Origin of the sequence: Spongiibacter sp. IMCC21906, assembly GCF_001010805.1 — a bacterium.
Taxonomy (GTDB): domain Bacteria; phylum Pseudomonadota; class Gammaproteobacteria; order Pseudomonadales; family Spongiibacteraceae; genus Spongiibacter.
The window spans coordinates 1,467,453-1,487,072 of sequence record NZ_CP011477.1; the positions used below are offsets into that span (position 1 = coordinate 1,467,453).

General features: G+C 50.6%; 18 protein-coding genes. 12 read left to right on the forward strand and 6 right to left on the reverse strand.

Features of this window, described 5'->3' with window-relative positions; all coding sequences use genetic code 11:
* The first annotated feature begins 118 nt into the window (after positions 1 to 118).
* The 3 genes from IMCC21906_RS06730 to IMCC21906_RS06740 are packed head-to-tail and all read left to right on the forward strand — an operon-like array spanning position 119 to position 4,221.
* Positions 119 to 1,708, forward strand: a complete 1,590-nt coding sequence (locus tag IMCC21906_RS06730) for a glucan biosynthesis protein (protein WP_047011525.1) — start codon at positions 119 to 121, stop codon at positions 1,706 to 1,708.
* A complete protein-coding gene (mdoH, locus tag IMCC21906_RS06735; protein ID WP_082117388.1) occupies positions 1,683 to 3,683 on the forward strand; it encodes a glucans biosynthesis glucosyltransferase MdoH in 2,001 nt (666 codons plus the stop codon). Before IMCC21906_RS06730 ends, mdoH begins: the two co-directional genes overlap by 26 nt.
* Before the next feature lie 31 nt (positions 3,684 to 3,714).
* Positions 3,715 to 4,221 (forward strand): O-acetyl-ADP-ribose deacetylase, encoded by a 507-nt coding sequence (locus tag IMCC21906_RS06740; protein ID WP_047011526.1) that lies wholly within the window; start codon positions 3,715 to 3,717, stop codon positions 4,219 to 4,221.
* A gap of 72 nt (positions 4,222 to 4,293) precedes the next feature.
* Here the strand turns inward: IMCC21906_RS06740 and IMCC21906_RS06745 are convergent, their stop codons facing one another.
* Positions 4,294 to 4,764 (reverse strand): TlpA disulfide reductase family protein, encoded by a 471-nt coding sequence (locus tag IMCC21906_RS06745; RefSeq protein WP_047011527.1) that lies wholly within the window; start codon positions 4,762 to 4,764, stop codon positions 4,294 to 4,296.
* Positions 4,765 to 4,879: 115 nt separating this feature from the next.
* Between IMCC21906_RS06745 and arsC the strand changes: the two genes are divergently transcribed.
* From arsC to sppA, 4 genes are read left to right on the forward strand one after another with little or no spacing between them, the layout of a single operon-like run.
* The gene (gene arsC, locus IMCC21906_RS06750) at positions 4,880 to 5,230 is read left to right on the forward strand and encodes an arsenate reductase (glutaredoxin) (protein WP_047011528.1); all 351 of its coding nucleotides are present in this window, start codon (positions 4,880 to 4,882) and stop codon (positions 5,228 to 5,230) included.
* 2 nt (positions 5,231 to 5,232) lie between these two features.
* The gene (gene wrbA, locus IMCC21906_RS06755) at positions 5,233 to 5,832 is read left to right on the forward strand and encodes an NAD(P)H:quinone oxidoreductase (protein ID WP_047011529.1); all 600 of its coding nucleotides are present in this window, start codon (positions 5,233 to 5,235) and stop codon (positions 5,830 to 5,832) included.
* 7 nt (positions 5,833 to 5,839) lie between these two features.
* Entirely contained in the window at positions 5,840 to 6,250 is a 411-nt protein-coding gene (locus tag IMCC21906_RS16275; RefSeq protein ID WP_052763412.1) for a DUF2069 domain-containing protein, read from the forward strand.
* Positions 6,247 to 8,061 (forward strand): signal peptide peptidase SppA, encoded by a 1,815-nt coding sequence (gene sppA, locus IMCC21906_RS06765; protein ID WP_047011530.1) that lies wholly within the window; start codon positions 6,247 to 6,249, stop codon positions 8,059 to 8,061. The genes IMCC21906_RS16275 and sppA overlap by 4 nt, the downstream gene beginning before the upstream one ends.
* 452 nt (positions 8,062 to 8,513) lie before the next feature.
* Here the strand turns inward: sppA and IMCC21906_RS06770 are convergent, their stop codons facing one another.
* Positions 8,514 to 9,173, reverse strand: coding sequence for an alpha/beta hydrolase (locus IMCC21906_RS06770; protein WP_047011531.1), 660 nt, complete (start codon positions 9,171 to 9,173; stop codon positions 8,514 to 8,516).
* A gap of 412 nt (positions 9,174 to 9,585) precedes the next feature.
* Between IMCC21906_RS06770 and IMCC21906_RS06775 the strand changes: the two genes are divergently transcribed.
* Genes IMCC21906_RS06775 through IMCC21906_RS06785 form a run of 3 tightly spaced genes read left to right on the forward strand, consistent with a single transcriptional unit; the run spans position 9,586 to position 12,169 of the window.
* Positions 9,586 to 10,530 (forward strand): hypothetical protein, encoded by a 945-nt coding sequence (locus tag IMCC21906_RS06775; RefSeq protein WP_047011532.1) that lies wholly within the window; start codon positions 9,586 to 9,588, stop codon positions 10,528 to 10,530.
* Positions 10,527 to 11,684, forward strand: a complete 1,158-nt coding sequence (locus IMCC21906_RS06780; RefSeq protein WP_052763413.1) for a phosphotransferase family protein — start codon at positions 10,527 to 10,529, stop codon at positions 11,682 to 11,684. The genes IMCC21906_RS06775 and IMCC21906_RS06780 overlap by 4 nt, the downstream gene beginning before the upstream one ends.
* The gene (locus tag IMCC21906_RS06785; protein WP_047011533.1) at positions 11,681 to 12,169 is read left to right on the forward strand and encodes a hypothetical protein; all 489 of its coding nucleotides are present in this window, start codon (positions 11,681 to 11,683) and stop codon (positions 12,167 to 12,169) included. The genes IMCC21906_RS06780 and IMCC21906_RS06785 overlap by 4 nt, the downstream gene beginning before the upstream one ends.
* A 97-nt stretch (positions 12,170 to 12,266) precedes the next feature.
* Here the strand turns inward: IMCC21906_RS06785 and IMCC21906_RS06790 are convergent, their stop codons facing one another.
* The 4 genes from IMCC21906_RS06790 to IMCC21906_RS06805 all read right to left on the reverse strand — a co-directional run bounded on the left by IMCC21906_RS06790 (position 12,267) and on the right by IMCC21906_RS06805 (position 16,944).
* Positions 12,267 to 13,499 (reverse strand): thiolase family protein, encoded by a 1,233-nt coding sequence (locus IMCC21906_RS06790; protein ID WP_047011534.1) that lies wholly within the window; start codon positions 13,497 to 13,499, stop codon positions 12,267 to 12,269.
* Positions 13,500 to 13,618: 119 nt separating this feature from the next.
* Positions 13,619 to 15,190, reverse strand: a complete 1,572-nt coding sequence (locus tag IMCC21906_RS06795; protein WP_047011535.1) for a long-chain-fatty-acid--CoA ligase — start codon at positions 15,188 to 15,190, stop codon at positions 13,619 to 13,621.
* A 36-nt stretch (positions 15,191 to 15,226) separates the two neighbouring features.
* Complete coding sequence (locus IMCC21906_RS06800) at positions 15,227 to 16,021, reverse strand: enoyl-CoA hydratase/isomerase family protein (protein WP_052763414.1); 795 nt, start codon at positions 16,019 to 16,021, stop codon at positions 15,227 to 15,229.
* Between the two features lie 41 nt (positions 16,022 to 16,062).
* Positions 16,063 to 16,944, reverse strand: a complete 882-nt coding sequence (locus IMCC21906_RS06805; protein WP_047011536.1) for an SDR family oxidoreductase — start codon at positions 16,942 to 16,944, stop codon at positions 16,063 to 16,065.
* Between the two features lie 319 nt (positions 16,945 to 17,263).
* Here IMCC21906_RS06805 and IMCC21906_RS06810 point away from each other — a divergent pair, with 319 nt between their 5' ends.
* Together IMCC21906_RS06810 and IMCC21906_RS06815 are read left to right on the forward strand one after the other, a co-directional pair.
* Positions 17,264 to 18,331 (forward strand): NADH:ubiquinone reductase (Na(+)-transporting) subunit F, encoded by a 1,068-nt coding sequence (locus IMCC21906_RS06810; protein ID WP_047011537.1) that lies wholly within the window; start codon positions 17,264 to 17,266, stop codon positions 18,329 to 18,331.
* A 114-nt stretch (positions 18,332 to 18,445) separates the two neighbouring features.
* Entirely contained in the window at positions 18,446 to 19,552 is a 1,107-nt protein-coding gene (locus IMCC21906_RS06815) for an NAD(P)-dependent alcohol dehydrogenase (RefSeq protein ID WP_047011538.1), read from the forward strand.
* Positions 19,553 to 19,620: the final 68 nt, after the last annotated feature.

The following is a 19,620-nucleotide window of genomic DNA, read 5'->3' on the forward strand; positions in this document are numbered from 1 at the left end:
CCTTTATTCTAGCGTCTTGGTCATTGCCAATGGAAAGTAGCGACCATGTTGAGGCATTGCGTGTGGAGTAGAGGCTTCTTAAACCCCGATATTGGGTAGTAGGGGAGGCTCTAGGAGCATGGATATTTCAGTGCAGTTACGTTCAAAAAAAGGAGCGTCTCGGCGAAAAAGTCTTTTTGCGCTGTTACTGGCGATTCCGCTTGTTTCATGGGCTCAAAATCAGACACCTTCAGAAACCAATGCGACGGTATTGTTCGACAGCGTCACGGCTCAGGCCAAGGCGCTTGCACAACAAGAGTATAAGGCGCCGGTGGCGGTGCCACCCGGGTTGGCGGAACTGAGTTTTGATCAATATCGAGCCATTCGCTTCAAGAAGGAAAAAGCCCTATGGCGAGGCCAAGCACTGTTTGAGATTCAGCCGCTGCATCCGGGGTTTTTATATCGTGAACCGGTGAATGTTCACCTGATAGACCGGGGGGGCAGCCGCAAAGAATTACAGTTTAATCCCGAATTGTTTACCTACGAAGCAGAGGGAATGCCTGAGCCGGCGGCGTTGGCCGCTGAGTTGGGGTTTGCGGGATTTCGAGTGCATTACCCCTTAAATACGCCATCGTATAAAGACGAGTTTTTGGTTTTTCAGGGGGCGTCTTATTTTCGTCTCATTGGTCCAAATCAGGTATACGGTTTATCTGCCAGAGGGCTGGCGGTGAATACCGCCGATAGTGCAGGTGAAGAGTTTCCGGCGTTTCGGGAGTTTTGGCTAATTCAGCCGGATAAAAACGAAACGAAGTTAACCGTTATCGCCTTGCTCGATAGCCCCTCGGTGAGTGGTGTATACCGCTTTGATGTGTATCCCGGCAGCCCGGCGCACATGGATGTTCAGCTTAAATTGTTCGCCCGACAAGACATTACTAAATTGGGCGTCGCACCGCTGACCAGCATGTTTCACCACGGCGAAAATGGCAGCCGTTTTGTCGATGATTTTAGGCCAGAGGTTCACGACTCTGATGGCCTGCTGATGGCGACTGCCAATAATGAGTGGATTTGGCGGCCCCTGAGTAACCCTAAGGCGCTGCGGATAGTGTCTTTTCAAGATGAAAACCCCGTGGGTTTTGGCTTGATGCAACGGGATCGGGACTTTGAACATTATCAGGATGTGGGCCTTGAGTACCATCGTCGTCCTGGTTATTGGGTTCAGCCCACCAAGCCTTTGGGCAAGGGCCGGGTGGAGCTGGTGGAAATTCCGACGGATTCCGAAACCAATGACAATATTGTGGCTTACTGGGTGCCAGCCAAGGCTATGAAGGCTGGTGAAGAACGCGAGTTTTCCTATCAATTGTTTAGCTTGAATTCCGCTCCGGCTAAACACGATCTGGCCAAAGTTATAGGCAGTCGTGTGGGTCGAGCGCATTACCATGAAGGCGATTCATTTAGTCTTTCTGCTAAGCGTCAGTTTGTGGTGGATTTTAGTGGTTTAGCGTTGGCGAATTTATCGGCGGATATGCCGGTCTCGGCCACGTTGCAAACTTCCAGTGGGGAATATCGGGAACTCACGGTCACAAAGCTGCCCAATGGCAAGGATTGGCGGGTCGCTTTCAAATTGTATCCCGATGCGGAGATTCCCGCCGATATGCGATTGTTTCTTTCATGGCGTGGTCAACGTCTTAGCGAGGTATGGAATTATGTCTGGTACCCCGAAAGCAAGTAATACCCCGCCGCGACCGCCAGAGCTTGGCGGTCGGTTTCCGGCAAGTGCGCTGCGCTTGTCGGTGTTTGCGTTATTAAGTTCTGGCACCACGGTGGTGGGTGTCTGGATGATGTTTGATATTCTCCGGGCGAATGGCAGCTCGGCCCTTGAGATGAGTTTGTTGCTATTGTTCAGCATTACCTTTGCTTGGATTGTGACTTCTTTTTGGAGCGGCTTGGCAGGATTTTTTTTAACGCTATTCAATCTTGACCCATTGAGCTTGCGTCGCCTTAAACCACGCTCAAGCGAACTGCCTGACGGGGTGGGTCGAACCGCCGTCGTTATGCCGGTTTACAATGAGGATACCCAGCGGGTGATGGCGGGCTTTGAGGCCAATTTACGCTCATTGGCTGCCGAAGGCGCTTTGGAGCACTACGATTTCTGGCTGCTGAGTGACAGCCGTGAGCCCGATATTATTAAGGCAGAAAACCGGGCTTGGCGGCACTTGCTGACACGTTTGGACAGCACTTTAGCGAGGCATGTTTTTTATCGACGCCGGGAAAAAAATGAAGGCCGTAAAGTTGGCAATCTCAAGGAATTTTGTCAGCGTTGGGGAAGCCGGTACGAGGCGATGATTGTGCTAGACGCCGACAGTGTGATGAGCGGTAAATGCATGCTTCAACTCACCCGGGCGCTGGCAGATCAGCCTCAAGCGGGGTTGATCCAGACAGTACCGATTCCTGTGCGTCAAGAAACCTATTTTGGCCGGTTTTTGCAGTTTGCCTCGGTGTTATACAGCCCGATGCTGGCCGCCGGTCAGGCGTTTTGGCAGACCGAAGGCGCCAACTACTGGGGCCACAATGCGATTGTTCGGGTGCAGGCTTTTATGGACCACTGTGGCCTTCCGGCTAAACCCGGTGGTGCGCCCTTTGGTGGCGAAATACTCAGCCACGATTTTGTTGAGGCCGCGCTACTCAGACGAGCAGGCTGGCAGGTTATTTTGCTCAGTGAGTTGGGGGGCAGTTTTGAAGAAGTCCCCAGCAATTTGCTCGATTATGCCACCCGTGATCGACGCTGGGCTCAGGGCAATATTCAGCATTTGGGTTTGCTCGGTACAGCGGGTCTTAAAGGCGTGAGCAAAATGCATTTTATCTTTGGTGCGGTTGCTTATATTTCCTCCTTGATTTGGTTGGTCATGCTGGGCTTGAGCACGGTTGATGCCATTATGCGCTCAGTGAGTAGCGATCAGTTTTTTCTCAGTGGCCATCAGCTCTTTCCGAATTGGCCTATTGCCAAAACCGGGCTGATATTTTCCTTAATCAGTTTGACCCTGTTAATGCTTTTGTTGCCCAAGCTATTGGGATTAATTGTGGCTTTGTTTCGTCGCCGCCGGGCTTTTGGTGGTGCGCCAAGTCTATTGCTGGGCAGTCTGCTCGAGGCCGTATTTGCGATTATTGTGGCACCGTTAATGATGGTGTTTCACGCGTATTTTGTGGTTTGTGTATTTCTGGGCAGAGAAGTGAAATGGGACGCCCAGGCCAGAGAAGGCCGGATGGTGAGCTGGTCCGAGGCCTGGCGTCGAACCAGCATTGCTTGTATTGCCGCGGTGATTTGGGGTGGAGTAACGTATTATTACACCCCGGTGTTTTTTTGGTGGTTGTCGCCAGTGTTATTCGGTTTGGTGTTAGCGGCGCCCATTGTTCGCTACAGCAGTAGTCTGTCGCTGGGGCGAGGGCTACGCCGGGTTGGGGTGTTTTTAATCCCCAGCGAGACCGCATTGCCCCCGGTGCTGAAGCTCATTGCCGAGATTGAAGTGGAGTTGGCTGAAAGCAAGCAAGATACTGGAACAAGCGGTGATGCCGAATTGCCACTATTACCTGCTGACCAGTGGCGAGATATGCCAATGCAACGCTTCGACTCTTGTGAGGGCGTTATCCGCAAGCGACCTCTTCGGCGTCTGCAGCAAAAATTAGCCACGGGCTTTCGCAGTCTGTAAGTGGTGACAAGTCATAGAGTCGAGGGAAGTTATGAGCCGGATTCTAGCGCTGCGTGGTGATATTACAGACCTAAAGGTCGATGCCATCGTCAATGCCGCTAACGAAAGTTTACTGGGTGGCGGTGGTGTTGATGGTGCCATTCATCGGGCTGCGGGTGCTGAGCTGCTGGAGTATTGTCGGCAGCTAAATGGCTGCGCCACTGGCGATGCCAAGCTTTCTCCCGGTTTTAAGCTGCCTGCCAAAGCGATCATTCATACGGTAGGCCCCATCTGGCGGGGCGGAGAGCATGGCGAGGCCGAATTATTGGCAAGCTGTTATCGCCGTTGTATTGATATTGCCAATAGTGAAGGGTTTCGCCGGGTGGCTTTTCCAGCAATTAGCTGTGGTGTGTACGGTTACCCCAAACCTGCGGCGGCAGAACAGTCTGTTGATTGTTTGCGGCAGGCTTTACGCGACAGCTGTGTGCAGGAGGTGTTATTGATCGCGTTTGACGATGAGATGTTAGGGCTATGGCAGCAAGCCTTGGCCACGTACTAGCTAAGGCAAGTATTAGCTAGTCAAGCAAGCCCCAAGCCGAATAAGCCCCCACCTAAGCCTCTCAAAAAACTGTTACTGCTTGGCTTGGGCGGTGGCGATGGCGGTATTCAAACTGCTGGTGGTTTGAGGACCGGTTAAAATCTCAACAAGCTTGCCCTTGGGGCTAATTAAGAAAGTGCTGGGTAATACCCGGGGTCTGTCTACACCTAGCAGTGGGGCCGGGTCTTGCAGCATCGATTGAAACTCAATACCCATTTCCGTGATCGCGGAGTTTAATGGCTCATCGACCAAACCGTCGTAATTGATGCCATACACCACCACATCGTCGCGAGCTTTGTCGAACTCATTCAGGTCTGGAATTTCTTCACGACAGGGACCGCACCATGTTGCCCAATAGTTTAATAGTAACCACTTACCTTGTTTAAATTCAGCCGCGTCACCGCCGTGGACGTCAAAGTCGCTTTTGCCACAGCCGCCCAGCACGGCAGCGCTCAGTAGTACCCAGAAAAAAATGCGATATTTGCTAAAAATCTTGTTGTTCATTTCAGGTCCTGTGACTAAGACAGGCTGTGTATAATGCCTGCTGCTTGTATTTTGTTTTAGCTAAAGCGGTTAGCGTGCCCTTGCCGAATTTAGCCAATATTAACGTCGGAGTTTTATGCCAGTGTATACCATCTACCACAATCCCCGCTGCTCAAAATCTCGCCAAACCTTACAACTGCTCAAGGACAATGGTATTGAGCCAGAGGTGGTGCTTTACCTGGAGACGCCGCCAAACGCGAACCAGTTGAAAAACCTTCTTAAAAAATTAGATATCCCTGCCAGACAATTACTGCGAAAGGGTGAGCAAGACTATAAAGATTTAGGGCTGGCGGATCAAAACCTGACCGACGAGCAGCTTATCGATGCCATGTTAAAAGCGCCTAAGCTAATAGAGCGTCCGATTGTTGAAAAGGGCGATAAAGCGATATTAGGACGCCCCCCTGAAAACGCACTTGAGTTAATTTAACAATGGCAGATCATAATCGCTATATCCTGGTGCTGTATTACAGCCACCAAGGGGCTACCCGACGGCTTGCCCAGCAGGTTGCCAGAGGCGTGGAGCAAGCGGGTGTCGAAGCGCGCTTGCGTACGGTGCCTAAAGTCTCCAGTGTGTGCGAGTCGACGGAGACCGATATTCCCGACGAGGGCGATGTATATGCCAGCTACGACGACTTGCGAGGCTGCTCGGGGTTGCTGCTAGGTAGCCCAACCCGTTTTGGCAATATGGCCGCGCCGATGAAGTATTTTTTTGACGGGAGCGCCGCGCTTTGGGCCAATGGCGCGCTGATTGGTAAGCCAGCGGGGGTTTTTACCTCCAGCGCCAGCTTGCACGGTGGTCAAGAAAGTACATTGCTGACCATGATGCTGCCGCTGTTACATCATGGCATGGTGGTGGCGGGCTTACCCTATAGCGAGGCAGAGTTAACTCAAACAACCAGCGGCGGTACGCCTTATGGTGCCTCTCATGTTGCGGGCCAAAATGGCCGTGACGTCGACGATAACGAACTGGCACTAGCCACAGCATTGGGCAAACGCATTGCTGAATTAAGCCTGAAATTACAGGCATGAGGAATAAATGAGTACATTGGAAACCAAGGCTGTGCGTATTGCACCGCTGATGAAATTTAGTTATTTCGCGCTGATGTTAGCGTTGTCGCTCAGTACTTGGGTGTGGGTTCAGGAAGGTCGTGTGCCCAGTATTACTATCTGGCTTATCCGTGTGGTGCCGCTGTTAATTTTTGTCAAAGGTATTATGAATGAAGATCTACGCAGCATTGCATGGTTGTGCTTTGTGGTGCTGTTGTATTTTGTGATGGCGGTTACTGAATCGATGTCACCGTTTGTACTTTGGATTAACTATGTTGAATTGGCTCTAACGGTAATTTTCTTTTGCAGTGCTACCATTTTTATTCGTTGGCGAGGACGAGCGAATACCCAGCGTCGAGAAGAGCTGGCCGCAGCTGCCGCTGAGGAGAACCCACAATGAGCAATACAAAGAAACGAGGTTTCTTTTCTCGTGTTGGCGGTTTTATTGAGGGCCTGCGCCGTTGGACACTCAATCTGTTATTTCTGTTTATTATTGGCGCCATCATTTTTACGTTTATTGAAGTGCGGCCCAGTGTGCCCGAGGGCGGCGTGCTGGTTTTGGCCCCAGAAGGCAGTGTTGTCGATGAGCTGAGTGCGGTGGATCTTATCACCGAGTTTACTGGTCCGGCAGTGCCCGCAGAGACACGCCTGCAAGACCTGATTAAATCGGTAGATCTAGCGGCGCAAGACAGCCGAATTAAAGTCCTGTTGCTGCAATTGGATGATTTAAGCCATATCGGCATGAGTAAAACCATGGAGTTAAGCTCGGCTATTGCGCGGTTTCGCGACAGCGGCAAGCTGGTGATGGCTATTGCCAATGACTATGACCAAGACAGCTATTTACTGGCAGCCCAAGCGGATAAAGTCTACGTACACAATATGGGCGGCGTGCGGCTAGAAGGCTTTGCGGTAGTGCGTAATTACTTTAGTGACGCCATAGAAAAACTGAAAATTAACTTTCATGTTTTTAAAGTTGGTAATTTTAAATCCGCACTTGAACCCTTTATGCGCAACGATATGTCGCCAGCCGCAAAAGAGGCGAATCAGGCTTGGCTGGATCAACTGTGGGATGTGTACCGCGATATTGTTGTTGAGCGTCGTCAACTGAACCCGAAAGAGCTGGAGTTCTACGTTAATCACATTGATGAAGTTCTTGGTCAACACCAAGGCGATGCAGCCGAAGCCGCATTAAGCTACCGTTTTGTGGATGCTGTCGTCAGCCGTCCCGAGCTGCGCAGGATGATGTTGGAGCAGGTTGGCGAAGATGAGGACGGCCACTTTAAACAGATTTACTACCGTGACTATCTGGCTATGACCGAAGACTTGCCACCACTACCGGGTGAGCCTGTTGTCGGGGTGATTTACGCCAGCGGCAATATCGTTGATGGCGAACAACCACCGGGTATGATTGGCGGCGATAGTTTGGCGAGACTGTTAAACCAGGCGCGTAGAGACGAAGATGTTAAATCCGTGGTGCTACGGATAGATAGCGGGGGTGGTTCGGCCTTTGCCTCGGAAATTATTCGCGCCGAACTTGCCGAGCTAAAAGCGGCGGGTAAACCTGTAGTGGTGTCTATGGGGAGTATGGCTGCGTCGGGGGGCTACTGGATTGCTGCCGGTGCTGATGAAATCTGGGCAACGCCAGCAACCCTAACCGGTTCAATTGGTATCTTTGGTGCTTTCCCTACCTTTGAACGGTTGATGGAGCAGCTTGGGGTCTCTACTGACGGGGTTGGCACAACCACCATTGCTGGAAAAATGCGTGTAGACCGACCATTGGATCCGGTTTTAGCGAAGGCTATTCAAAGTAGCATCAACTATGGATACCAGCGTTTTATTCGTGTTGTGGCAGAGGGGCGTGAGAAGCTGCCCGAGCAAGTAGAGTCTGTTGCCGAAGGGCGAGTCTGGAGCGGTATCGACGCTCTGCAAATTGGCTTGGTGGACAAGCTTGGCGGCTTGAATGACGCCGTACATTCAGCATCTGACTTGGCGGGGCTCGACACCTTAAAGTACCGGGAGTTAAGTTTACCCAAGTCACCAAAAGAAGAGTTTTTAAGCATGCTTAGCGGAGTAAGGCTGGCACATGTGGTCAAGCTACCTGAGCCAGTATCGTCATTGCTTAATAGCATGCTGCCTGCGTGGCAGTCTTTTGCAGAGCTGGAAGATCCCAAAGGCTTGTACGCCTATTGCCTACCCTGTGTGGCACCTTGAAGCATAAGTCGATTTATAGCACAGGCGTTGCATTTGCGACGCCTAACTTAAGGCACCTCTGATTAATTCGGTGATATCTCAAGCTTAGCCAAAAGCGGCTCAACAAGGCGCCGACATGAAGGAATGCTGGTTGCCTTTCAAGTGGCGGCAACGCAGTTGAGCCGCTTTTGGCTAAGCCCCGAAGGGCGGGCCTCTGGCGCACACTGGACTGCGTTGCCATGCTCATTAAGGACAACCAGCCTTAATCTCGGCAACTGCTCCTGCGTTGCGCTAACTCCTGCATCCATGCAGTCGTTCGCATCGCGCCTTGCCAGTGCGCGCCAGAGACGCCGTTGAAACATTACCGAATTAATAAGAGGTGCCTTAATAATAACGCCATGCTCGATAGTGCCAGGCAAGGTATTGGTATTGTCGTGAGTTTTGCTCTAACACTATCGTTATATTGTGTTCGTTTAGCCCAGTTGTAACCAGGCTTTAAGGCTGTTTCCAATATCGACAATTTCTTCTACGCAGACTTCGTGCTGCATAGGGTAGCTGCGATACTTAGGGTTGAAGCCCATGCTCTGCAAAATTTGATTGGCCGTGTGCCCCATGGTTTCTGGCACCATGGGATCTTGGCTGCCATGAAAAATATGAATCGCTAAGGTCTTGCTTGCTTCAGAGAGTGTCACTTCTTTGGCGGTGGCAAAATACGTAGACAGGGTCAGCAAACCCGCTAAAGGTTTAGGGTAAGAAAGTGCCGTGTGGTAAGCCACGGCACCACCCTGACTGAAGCCGGCTAAGACGATGCGTTCGCTAGCAATTCCTGCATCGAGTTCGCGCTGAATTAATTCCCGTACTGCGGCAGAAGAAGATTCTATTTGCACTAGATCAATTTCGCGCTCTATCGACATGGCAAATATGTCGTACCAGGCGGGCATCACCATGCCGCCATTAATTGTAACGGGTATTTCTGGGGCGTGGGGAAACACAAAGCGAACGCCATGATTTTCGGGCAAACCAAGATGGGGAATTACCGGAACAAAATCGTGACCACTGGCACCCAAGCCATGTAGCCAAATCACTGCAGCATCTGCCGCGCCTTTCGGTTCTACTACTTCACAATTAAGCAAGGTCTAGCTCCTGAGCGGTTATAAATTGCAACAGCATAATATCATGACTCGCTAGCTTCATTTCTGTTGAAAACCGAGTACCCGCACACGGTCATTCCAGAGTTGCCATAAGGGCCTGTTTACACTAATTGGATTATTACTGCTGGCGGTCATTTTGGCCTCAACAGTGACAATCCAATTAGTGTGCAGGCCCTTAGGTAATATAGCTTTACAAGCCATAGTTGAATTTGTACAAGCAACGAGTGAAGAGATCAGGGTATGGTGTTCATTTAATAGACTTCCAGCATTAGCTGAAATTGGTCCATTGTAGCTTTCACAATATTTGCTAATCTTTACTGCAGCCTATCAAAAGCTCTCAGGTGCTGTCGTAGTACTGTGCCAGCGCTATTTACTAACAATAAGGAAGGTCTTTATGAACCGAAGATTTACCACCGATATCTCAACCCTAGACCCTATTCACGATAACCGCCATAAACTGGGTGACGGCCCTTATGCGAGGGAATCCTTAGCGTATGTGTTCCAGCTGCCGGAAGAGGAGATTGGCGGCATTATCTACACTTGGGTTAACGGTGCCGGTTTAGCTGGCTGCGCAGTGACTTTGTTTGGTCCGGGCATTGGTCCCGAGCCCTTGGTAGATAAGCTGGATGGTATTCCTGTTGCTGACGATATGGATTTCTTCGACTGGCGAGTTGAGCGGTTGCATTTGCGCATCGGTAGTTTATTAGAAACGGCACATATTCTGTATAAGTCTGACGATTTTGAAATTGATTACACCTTTACTGCGAGTCAGCCTGCGTATGCTTACAGCTCACATAAAGGCGGCTGCCCACAGTGGATAGCTCACGACCGATTTGAGCAACAGGGCACCCAATCTGGGCATATTATTTTTAAAGGCCGGGAGATACCGCTACGTGGCTATACCCAGCGGGATCATTCTTGGGGGACACGTGATTGGGGGGTGAACCAGCACTGGAAGTGGATACATGCGCAGGCGGGCCCTGAGTTAAGCGTGCATTTCTGGAAACTGGAGTCCATGGGCCAAACCCTCACCCGGGGTTATGTCGATAAAGACGGGCATATTGCGATGGTGGTGGATGTCGATATTGAATTTGAGATGAATGAGGATATGACTACCCGCGTGGTGAACGCCGATATTATCGATACGGCGGGTCGTGTTACCCGGTTTCAAGGCATCCCTTACGCGACTTTTTATCTCGGCCCCGACCCGATGATAACCCTGTTTGAATCACCTATTACCGCCTATATTGATGGCCAAGCTGGTGGCGGTTGCTGCGAAGTGATGTGGACTAACAGCCTGCTTGACTATGTTAAATCGAAAAATGAGGTGGCGTCATGAGTGCAGAAACAGTCGTCACTGAGTTTGTGCCCGGCACCGATATCGAGCCCAGTATTGCAGAAATGCTCAAGCTTTCTGTTCAACAGCGAGATAAACCCGCCTACCAGTCGGTTAGTGAGAAGGACCTGGTTCCTAAAGTTGTCGCTTTTCTTGAAGCTCAAGGTCTAACCGCGGTATCGGTTAATGGCTTGAAGCGAATGGGCGGGGGTGCTTCAAAAGAGCAGTTTGTTTTTGATTTGGAGAGTGATGGCCAAGCGAGTTTGCGTTGCGTGCTTCGTTTAGACCCTCTAGAGAGTGCGGTGGTGTCGGATCGTCGCAAAGAGGTTTCGGTTATGAATCGCATGAAAGAGGTTATGCCGGTGCCGCCTGTTTTGTGGGTCGACTACTCGGGTGAATACCTGGGGCGTCCGGCATTGATTAACGGTTTTATTGGCGGTGTGACGAAACCAGCAACTGACTCGGGCAATGTGTCAGGTCTGGGTACATTGATCCCTGAGGCTTATCGAGAGCCCCTGTCAGTGCAGTTTTTAGACTACCTCGCGGCAATGCATGCGGTGGATCCGAGCTTTGATACAGAGGTGTTTCAGGTTCCCGATGCCGATGAATACCAAGCTGCCCGCTGGCAAGTCAATTGGTGGTCTAGCGTATGGCGGGATGATGCTATTGAGGGCTCGCCATTAATGGGGCTTGCTGAGCGCTGGTTGCGAGACAATCTACCCAAGAGCCGTGATTTGGTGGTGGTTCATGCGGATTATCGCACGGGCAATTATTTATTTGACGATGCCAGCAAGCAGTTTACAGCTGTACTGGACTGGGAGCTGGCCCATATCGGTGATTACCACGAAGATCTGGGCTGGATTATCTGTCACAAAGGCGTGACCGCTGACGGCCAAGTAATGGCATCGGGCCTGATGACACCCGATGAACTTTGTCAGCGTTATACCGAGCTTACTGGTCGGGTAGTGGATCAAGATACGCTGTTTTTCTATCGTCTACTCAGTGTCTATAAGTGTGTCGCTATTTGTCTTGCGACTTCGGCGCAAACGGCGGGGCGGCAGCACAGTCATCAAGATATTTTATTAAGTTGGCTCACTGCGGGTGGCCATGCTTTTTCTGCTGAATTGCTCAGTTTGCTGAAGGAGGTTGGCGCATGAATCCCTCAAATCAATTACGCATTTCGACTATGATTCGGGCGTTACAAGAAAGCATTTTGCCGGCTATTCGTGACGATGCGCCTTTGGCCAAAGAGCAGGCGGGGTTAATGATGGGGCACCTGGCTGCAATGGCCCAGCAAGATGGCCGAGAGCGGGATGTCCAGGCTAGAGAGATTGTATTGCTTAGTGATTTAGGCAATGCATTGATGACAGCAAGCGCGACAGAAAACCGTTTAACAGCACAGAGAGAGGCGCTTCAGCAGGCGCTTAATACAGGCGATAAAGTGGCATTATCGTTTGCCATTGAGCGGCTTATGGCTGTCACCGATTGCTCAAAAGAGTTTAAGCAAGCCTCAGCTAGTTTAGTGCTAGCATTTTCTGAAGCCCACACTAACTTGGGGCGGTCTTGGTTTTTGCCGATGGGCTTTGATCCTGCTGATTGTGACTTGGCTACTGTGGAGCAGCAGTTAAGCAGCGGCAATTGATGGTGACAGTTAAGATTTAACGTTAGAGTCAATGTTAGCCATAAAAAAGCCCGGCGGATAATGCCGGGCTTTTGGGTTTTGCAGGAAGCGTGTTGAATTATGCTTCGGTGTTCTCGATCAATAATGCAGAACCTTGACCACCACCAACACAAGCGGAGGCGATACCGTAGCGAACGCCACGACGCTTCATTTCCTTGGCCAGTGTTGTGGTGCAGCGAACCCCTGTTGCTGCCAGTGGGTGGCCGTAGGCCGTTGCACCGCCGTTGACATTCAGCTTTTCTAAATCAATGCCCATATCTTTGGCAACGGCTAAACACTGTGCAGAGAAAGCCTCATTGATTTCAAATAAGCCGATATCGCTTAGGCTTAGGCCTGTGGCCTCCAAAATATCATTGATCGCTGGAACTGGACCAATCCCCATAATGTGTGGATCTACTGCAGCAGCAGCCGAGGCTCTGATTTGCGCCAATGGCTTAATGCCTTTTTTATCTGCGTAGGCTTTGCTGGCGACGATAGCGGCTGCAGCTCCGTCTACGATGCCGGAGCTGTTACCCCCAGTTTGAACGCCATCTTTAGCAAAAGAGGGACGCAGTTTTGCCAGTGTTTCCAGCGTAGTGGGGCGTACATGCTCATCGGTGTTAAAGCTATCGACACCACGAGGCAGACGGAAGTTGCGAGTTTTTAAATTTTCGCATTCAAAGGTTTGTGAGGTCAGCTCAAGAATTTCATCGCTGAGTACGCCGGACTCTTTTGCCGCCAGCGCACGCTGGAAGCTTTCATAGGCAAAGGCATCGACTTCTTCACGGCTAAGCTTGTACTTTTTAGCCAGGTTTTCTGCCGTGCAGCCCATGGGAATATCAGCGGCGGCGTCATATAAGAGTTCCATAAGGTAGTCGCGGAAATCGACCTGACCTAGTTTAAAGCCGCCGCGCGCTGTGAAATTACACATAGGCATACGCGACATGGACTCTGCGCCGACACACATCATCACTTCGGCTTTGTTTAACTGGCGGTAATCGGCAGCAGAAGCAATCAGCTCAAAGCCAGAACCACAAAGGCGTTGCAGCATGAGTGCGGGCATCGTTTGAGGAAGACCAGAATAAAGACCGATATGGCGGGGCAGGTAGCCGGCGTCAAAATCGGAAGGCGCCAAGTTGGCAGCAAACAGGCATTGAAAATCGTCAGCTTGGTAATCACCCGTGGCCAGCAAGCCTTTCACGGCCGCGATGCCTAGATCAGTGGCGGAAAGTTGAGAAAGGCTGCCATTGAGGGAGCCAAAGCCGGTACGACGCCCATCAATTAACCATGCGTCATCATATGTTGTTGCCATTTTACTCTCCTGTCTGAAAATACAGCGATCTTGCGAGGTCAGTATTGTAGTGCAGAAACCGCGAAAAAAAAGCCAGCACTAAATAAGCGCTGGCTCAAAAATACACAAACAAGTCTAGCTTAGCCTATGCCGCGCTCAACGCCCACCCAGTAAGGGGCACGCAAGTCCTTTTTAGAGACTTTGCCGGCGCCGGTACGCGGGAAATCGTCAACAAACTCAACAGACTTGGGACACTTGTAGGGTGCCAGTTTTTGTTTGCTGAAATTGATGAGTTCTTCTGCTGCGGGTGTGCAGCCGGCTTTGGGGACCACAAAGGCTTTCACTTCTTCACCCCATTTTTCACTGGGTACGCCGATGATGGCGACGGCGGCCACTTCCGGGTGTAGTGACAGGCAATTTTCAACCTCTGAGGAGTAGATGTTTTCGCCGCCAGAGACAATCATGTCTTTTGCGCGATCGACCAGGTAATAGTATCCGTTGTCATCAAAGTAACCCACATCGCCTGAGCGGTACCAACCGTTTTCATAGACTTCAGCCCATGCATCAGGTTTTTTCCAGTAGCCTTTGGTGATAGATGGCAGCTTGATCAACATTTCGCCGGGTTCATTAGCGCCTAAAATGTTGCCTTCAGCATCTACGATTCTGATTTCCATCAGGGGTAAGGGCTTGCCGCAAGAGGTCAAGCGCTTCTCATTGTTTAAATCGTGATCGTCTGGACGAAGCAGAGTGATGGCGCCACCAGATTCTGTTGAGCCGTAGAACTGCATAAATTTGCAGGGAATTCGTTCCATGGCTTGTTTGAGTAGGCCCATGGAAATCGGTGAACCCGCATACATGATTTCACGAATACAGCTGAAATCGGTGTTGTCAGTGTTGGGGTTTTCAAGAAGCATTTGAATCATCACTGGAGCCAAGCCAGCCAGGGTTGGCTTGTAGTCATTGATGAGTGTGAGTACTTCTGAGGGGTCAAAACGTGGCGCAACAATGATGCTGGCGCCGTTGTACATGGCTTGCATTGACAGACCCAGGCCCAGGAGGTGGAAGCTCGGTACACAGAACAGGTAGCGGTCTTCCGGGCCCCAAGTATAAGCTGGCTCCAGGTGTTCGCAAAGGCGTTGATTCATAATGCCGCCGTGGGTCATCTGCACACCCTTGGGAACACCGGTGGTGCCAGAGGTATAGATTTGCCAGGCGGTGCTGTCGAGTGGACAAAAGACGTTAGGGTCAGTGCTCTCGGCGTTGGCGTACCATTGCCACAGGGGATTGTCGTCACCTTTGCCTAATTCTATATCAACAGTGGGAATATCCCGGCCCAGTTCTTGGCAAGCGCCTTCCCACACGGATTTAAAGGTGTCTTCCACCAGTGCGATGGCGGGGTCGGCATCTGCCACAATGGTGGCAATTTCTGCTGCAACCATACGCCAGTTCATCGGTACAAAGACCGCATTGATTTTGGCACAGGCGTATATGGTCAGAAAATAATCATCGGCATTGCCCGCGTAGTAGAGTACGCGATCGCCAACGCCTACTCCGGACGCAGACAAGGCATTAGCCATTTTGCTGGACATGTCGTCCATCTGTTGCCAGCTGAGCGCGCGGCCAGCAAATTGAGTGGCAGTTTTGTCGCTGTAGTTTTTTGCGTTAAAGCGGACAATGTCTGCGACATTGCGAATTTCTGGATAAGCCCACATAGCTAAAAGCTCCTCGTACTTCTCTTTTTGTTTTAATTACTTGTATTTAAACTCTGGTTTTTTCTTATTGGCAACGGCCAGAACCGCTTCCCAAGTGTCTTCGGTGCGCGCACATTCGGCGAGTGAGCGAGACTCTAGCTCCATATGCGTTTCAAGCGTGTTGGAATAGCTTTCCAGAATCAAGTGTTTCATTTTACCAAAAGTAAAAGTTGGGCCGCTGGCAATTTGTTTGGCCAGAGCCAGTGCTTTGTCAGCTAATTCTTCGGAGGGGTGGATCTCACTGACTAAGCCATTTTCCAGGGCTTGTTCGGCAGTCCAGGTTTCATTTTTGACAAAGAACGAAAAGGCCTTTCTGGTGCCAACCCGGCGAGGCAAAAAGTAAGATGAGCCGCAGTCGCAAGAGAAGCCAATGCCGGTAAAGGCACCATAAAATTTCGCCTTAGGGCCTACCAGTAAGAAATCGCAGGCTGCGGCAATCGCCACTGCGCCACCGGCCATCAGGGCATCCGCTTGCACAATTAACGGTGCGTCCATTCTGGCGAAGCGAGATACGCCCATGTGCATAACCGAGGTGGCGTCTTTAACAAAACGAGCCACGCCTTCACGTTCGCCAGTTGCCAAGGTTTTTAAATCACCACCAACGCTGAAAAATGGGCCTTCCGCATCGATCAATACGGCGCGCACTTCTTTATTGCTGTCGTCGCACTCAATGGCAATCCGATTAAACTCTTCACAGAAGGTCATATCAAAAGGATTGCCTCTAGCACCCTGTTTCAGGGTGATAAACGCAATATTGTCTTCAATTTTGAAGTCGAAAGCGGTCAGCTCCATTGTTATTGTTCCTCAGTAGTCATTGGTGGCGATAATGCGATTTAGCCTACGCTGCGGCTTGATTTTTCTTTCTCTGCAGAAGCTTTCAATGATTCGCGGATAGATGTCCAATCATCGTCCGTCAAATCGCTTAAGCTTGCAAAGGTGCTTGGCGCGGCAAGATGGTGGCCACCGTCAATAGCAATGGTTTGACCGGTTAGGTAATCACAGCCATCGGCCTGCAGGAATGTCATTAGATTAGCCAGCTCGGGCATTTCACCGTAGCGTTTCATTGGGACACTGTCAGAATCCGTGGCACCTGTAGATTTGCCGGTGGGGTTCAGTTTTTCCCATGCGCCTTCGGTGGGGAATGGGCCGGGAGCCAAGGCGTTTAGGCGAATACCGTACTGTCCCCACTCAACGGCTAAAGACTTGGTCATTGAATCAATAGCGGTTTTAGACATGGCTGAAGGAACAACATAGGCCGAGCCTGTGAATACCCAAGTTACCAGGTTGCTGACGATGCTGCCTTTCAATCCCGCTTTAATCCAGCGCTTACCAACGGCCAGGGTGGTCATGAACGCGCCGTCCATTACTGTGGAGCGAATAGCTTCGTAACCGCGTGGCGACAGGTCTTTGGTGGGGGCAATAAAATTTGCTGCGGCATTGTTGACCAGGCCGGTCAACGGGCCTTCTTCAAAGATGGAGTCGATCATCTGGTCGATCGATTCTGCAGAGCGGATATCGCAGGTACGGTAGTGGATCTTGCCGGGGTTAGCCGAGTCCAGTTCTTTGCAAGTTTCTTGTAATACGCTTTCACGGCGTCCGCAGATATAGACCTCAGCGCCATTGGCTAAAAAACCACGACTGATCTCCTTGCCAAGTCCGGTGCCGCCACCAGTAACGAGGATGCGCTTACCTTGAAGAGTGCTGGGAGTGAACATGGGTAACCCCTTATATTAATGTGGCCAGTTTGCTTAATATCTGGCTGTCGCTAAATTAGCCAATAATAGTACGCGTGCGAAGTGAATTAGTAAACATCAATTACTAATTGCCAGGCGGTGTGAAATAGACGCTCGGTTTTTTTGGGGAGAGTCTTTGATAGAACCGCTATAGTGACTATTGTAGACTGTATTGCGCCCCCTGTATTGGTGGAAAGGGGGAAGTCGGTTGTGAAGGCTTGACTTTGAATGTTCGCATGCTTAATTTATATTTTGATAACTAAAATTCGAATCACCTTCAGGGTGGCGTTCAGGAGTTCCAGTGTCCCTATTTTCTTTTTTAAAACCCTCAAGTAAAACCGTCACGATTGAGCCCGCAGGCGTCAGTTTTGAAGTAAAGCCCGGTCAGTCTATCTTGGAGGCTGGCTTGGCAGCTGGCTATGCCATGCCTCATAGCTGCACCGTTGGCACCTGTGGTACTTGTAAGTGTAACTTATCGGAAGGTCGCGTTAGAGAGCTGACTAATTTCGCCTATGTCCTTGAGGCAGATGAGTTGCAAAGCGACGTGATTCTCACTTGTCAGGCCGCGCTCAAGTCAGACGTTACCCTAAATATCCCGAGCTTTGAGCTGAAAAACCTCACGCCGCCAGAAGATTTTGACGGGCAGATTGTTGCCACTGAGGATCTGACCCACGATACCAAGCGTGTCACCATTAAGCTTGACCGTCCCATGCATTTTGATGCGGGCCAATATGTTCAAGTTCATCACGATGATATTTACGGTGCGCGTTCTTACTCTTTTGCGCTGCCGCCTGCTGAAGAAGGCTGCAGAGAGATTGATTTATTTATCCGCCAGGTTCCCGGTGGTGAATTCACCGCCATGTTGTTTGACGGTAAGCTGGATCAAGCAAAGGTGGGGATTCACGGCCCCGCTGGTAACTTCTGGTTGCGGGATGGTCGTGGCCCCATTATTTGTGTTGGGGGAGGGAGCGGTCTAGCGCCTATAGTGAGTTTGCTGGAACATGCTGCGAAAGAGGATCATGGTCGGCCTTGCGTCATGTTTTTTGGTGCTCGTACGCAAGATGATTTGTACTGTCTTGATCGTATCGCAAAAATTGGCGAAGCGTGGGACGGTGCGTTTCAGTTTGTTCCTGTGTTATCTCACGAGCCAGAAGACAGTGATTGGAAGGGGATGCGAGGATTTGTTAATACGGCTATCGAGCCTGCGGCGGGTCAATATTTAAGCTCGGATACTCAGGTTTATCTATGTGGGCCTCCGCCAATGATTGATGCGGTGACAGAAACAGTTATGGCGCTGGATATTGAAGAGAAAAATATTCACGCCGATAAGTTTTTGGATGCTAGTCACGGGCTTTCTCGCCAAGACTGATGGGCAAGCTGCATTGCCTGGATGCTTAAAGATAGGGCTGATGTTGTCCCATTCTGCGGAGTGGGGCTGCTAATCAAAACAGCAAGTTTATAAACGATAAAACAGGAAAATATCATGCAAGTTACTGCTGCGGTAAGCCGCGAAGCTGGCGCTGATTTCAGTGTGGAAAAACTCGAACTTGAAGACCCTAGAGATAATGAAGTTCTGGTTCGTATTGTTGGTGTGGGTGTTTGTCACACAGATATCGCTGCAAGAGATCAAGCCTTGCCGACGGGGTTGCCTGCAGTGCTGGGGCATGAAGGTGCTGGCGTTGTTGAAAAGGTGGGAGCGGCGGTGACGTCTGTTAAGGCTGGTGACCATGTTGTGTTGTCATACACCTTTTGTGAGCAGTGTGCGCCCTGCGAGCATGATCATCATAATTACTGCCAGCAATTTGTTCCGCTGAATATGGTTGGCGTGCGGGCCGATGGTACCAAGGCTTATAAAAGCGCCGATGGTGAGGCTGTGAGCAGTCACTTTTTCGGTCAATCCTCATTTTCTTCTTATGCCTTGGCTAGCGAAAATAACGTTGTAAAAGTACGGAATGATGCACCTCTGGAGCTTTTGGGGCCGCTGGGTTGTGGCATTCAGACTGGCGCCGGCACGTTTATGCGCTCCATGGCTTGCGAAGCAGGTTCTGCGGTCGCCGTTACTGGTGGCGGTGCAGTTGGTTTGGCGGCCGTACTGGGTGCGGTGGCTCAAGGTTGCAGTACGATTATTGTGGTTGAGCCCCATGCTAACCGTCGCGAATTGGCGTTGGAAGTGGGCGCTACTCATGTTATCGACCCCTTTGCAGGTGACGTGACTGAGCAGATTCGCGCCATTGTGCCCAATGGTTTGAATTATGCCTTAGATACTACCGCCAAAAATGTGGTGATTAGCGCGTTGGTTTCTTCTATGGCCGCTGGTGGCGTGATTGGCGCGGTAGGTGTTCCTGCCTCTGAAGATGATGCGGTTATTAAGTTGGATGTCATGACGCTGTTAACGGTTGGTGTTCAGTTTAAAGGGATTTGTGAAGGCGATGCCGACCCTGCGGAGTTTATTCCAGTGATGGTTGACCTCTTTATGGAAGGGCGCTTCCCCTTCGATAAGCTGTGTAATTTCTATGAGTTTGATCAAATTAATGCCGCTGTTGCAGATCAGCATAGTGGCAAAAGCATTAAGGCTATCTTAAAACTGTGAGCCTCCAGAAGCTCTTCGCTAGCGTAATATCTTTAACGCTGGCGGAGGGTTTTCTAGCTGTGGTGATG

Bases quoted from the DNA above. Each gene is read 5' to 3' on its own strand.
- IMCC21906_RS06815 (WP_047011538.1), top strand. From the start codon at position 18,446: ATGCAAGTTACTGCTGCGGTAAGCCGCGAAGCTGGCGCTGATTTCAGT.
- IMCC21906_RS06790 (WP_047011534.1), bottom strand. From the start codon at position 13,499: ATGGCAACAACATATGATGACGCATGGTTAATTGATGGGCGTCGTACC.
- IMCC21906_RS06745 (WP_047011527.1), bottom strand. From the start codon at position 4,764: ATGAACAACAAGATTTTTAGCAAATATCGCATTTTTTTCTGGGTACTA.
- IMCC21906_RS06805 (WP_047011536.1), bottom strand. From the start codon at position 16,944: ATGTTCACTCCCAGCACTCTTCAAGGTAAGCGCATCCTCGTTACTGGT.
- IMCC21906_RS06785 (WP_047011533.1), top strand. From the start codon at position 11,681: ATGAATCCCTCAAATCAATTACGCATTTCGACTATGATTCGGGCGTTA.
- sppA (WP_047011530.1), top strand. From the start codon at position 6,247: ATGAGCAATACAAAGAAACGAGGTTTCTTTTCTCGTGTTGGCGGTTTT.
- IMCC21906_RS16275 (WP_052763412.1), top strand. From the start codon at position 5,840: ATGAGTACATTGGAAACCAAGGCTGTGCGTATTGCACCGCTGATGAAA.
- IMCC21906_RS06800 (WP_052763414.1), bottom strand. From the start codon at position 16,021: ATGGAGCTGACCGCTTTCGACTTCAAAATTGAAGACAATATTGCGTTT.
- IMCC21906_RS06780 (WP_052763413.1), top strand. From the start codon at position 10,527: ATGAGTGCAGAAACAGTCGTCACTGAGTTTGTGCCCGGCACCGATATC.
- IMCC21906_RS06740 (WP_047011526.1), top strand. From the start codon at position 3,715: ATGAGCCGGATTCTAGCGCTGCGTGGTGATATTACAGACCTAAAGGTC.
- wrbA (WP_047011529.1), top strand. From the start codon at position 5,233: ATGGCAGATCATAATCGCTATATCCTGGTGCTGTATTACAGCCACCAA.
- mdoH (WP_082117388.1), top strand. From the start codon at position 1,683: ATGTCTGGTACCCCGAAAGCAAGTAATACCCCGCCGCGACCGCCAGAG.
- arsC (WP_047011528.1), top strand. From the start codon at position 4,880: ATGCCAGTGTATACCATCTACCACAATCCCCGCTGCTCAAAATCTCGC.
- IMCC21906_RS06730 (WP_047011525.1), top strand. From the start codon at position 119: ATGGATATTTCAGTGCAGTTACGTTCAAAAAAAGGAGCGTCTCGGCGA.
- IMCC21906_RS06795 (WP_047011535.1), bottom strand. From the start codon at position 15,190: ATGTGGGCTTATCCAGAAATTCGCAATGTCGCAGACATTGTCCGCTTT.
- IMCC21906_RS06775 (WP_047011532.1), top strand. From the start codon at position 9,586: ATGAACCGAAGATTTACCACCGATATCTCAACCCTAGACCCTATTCAC.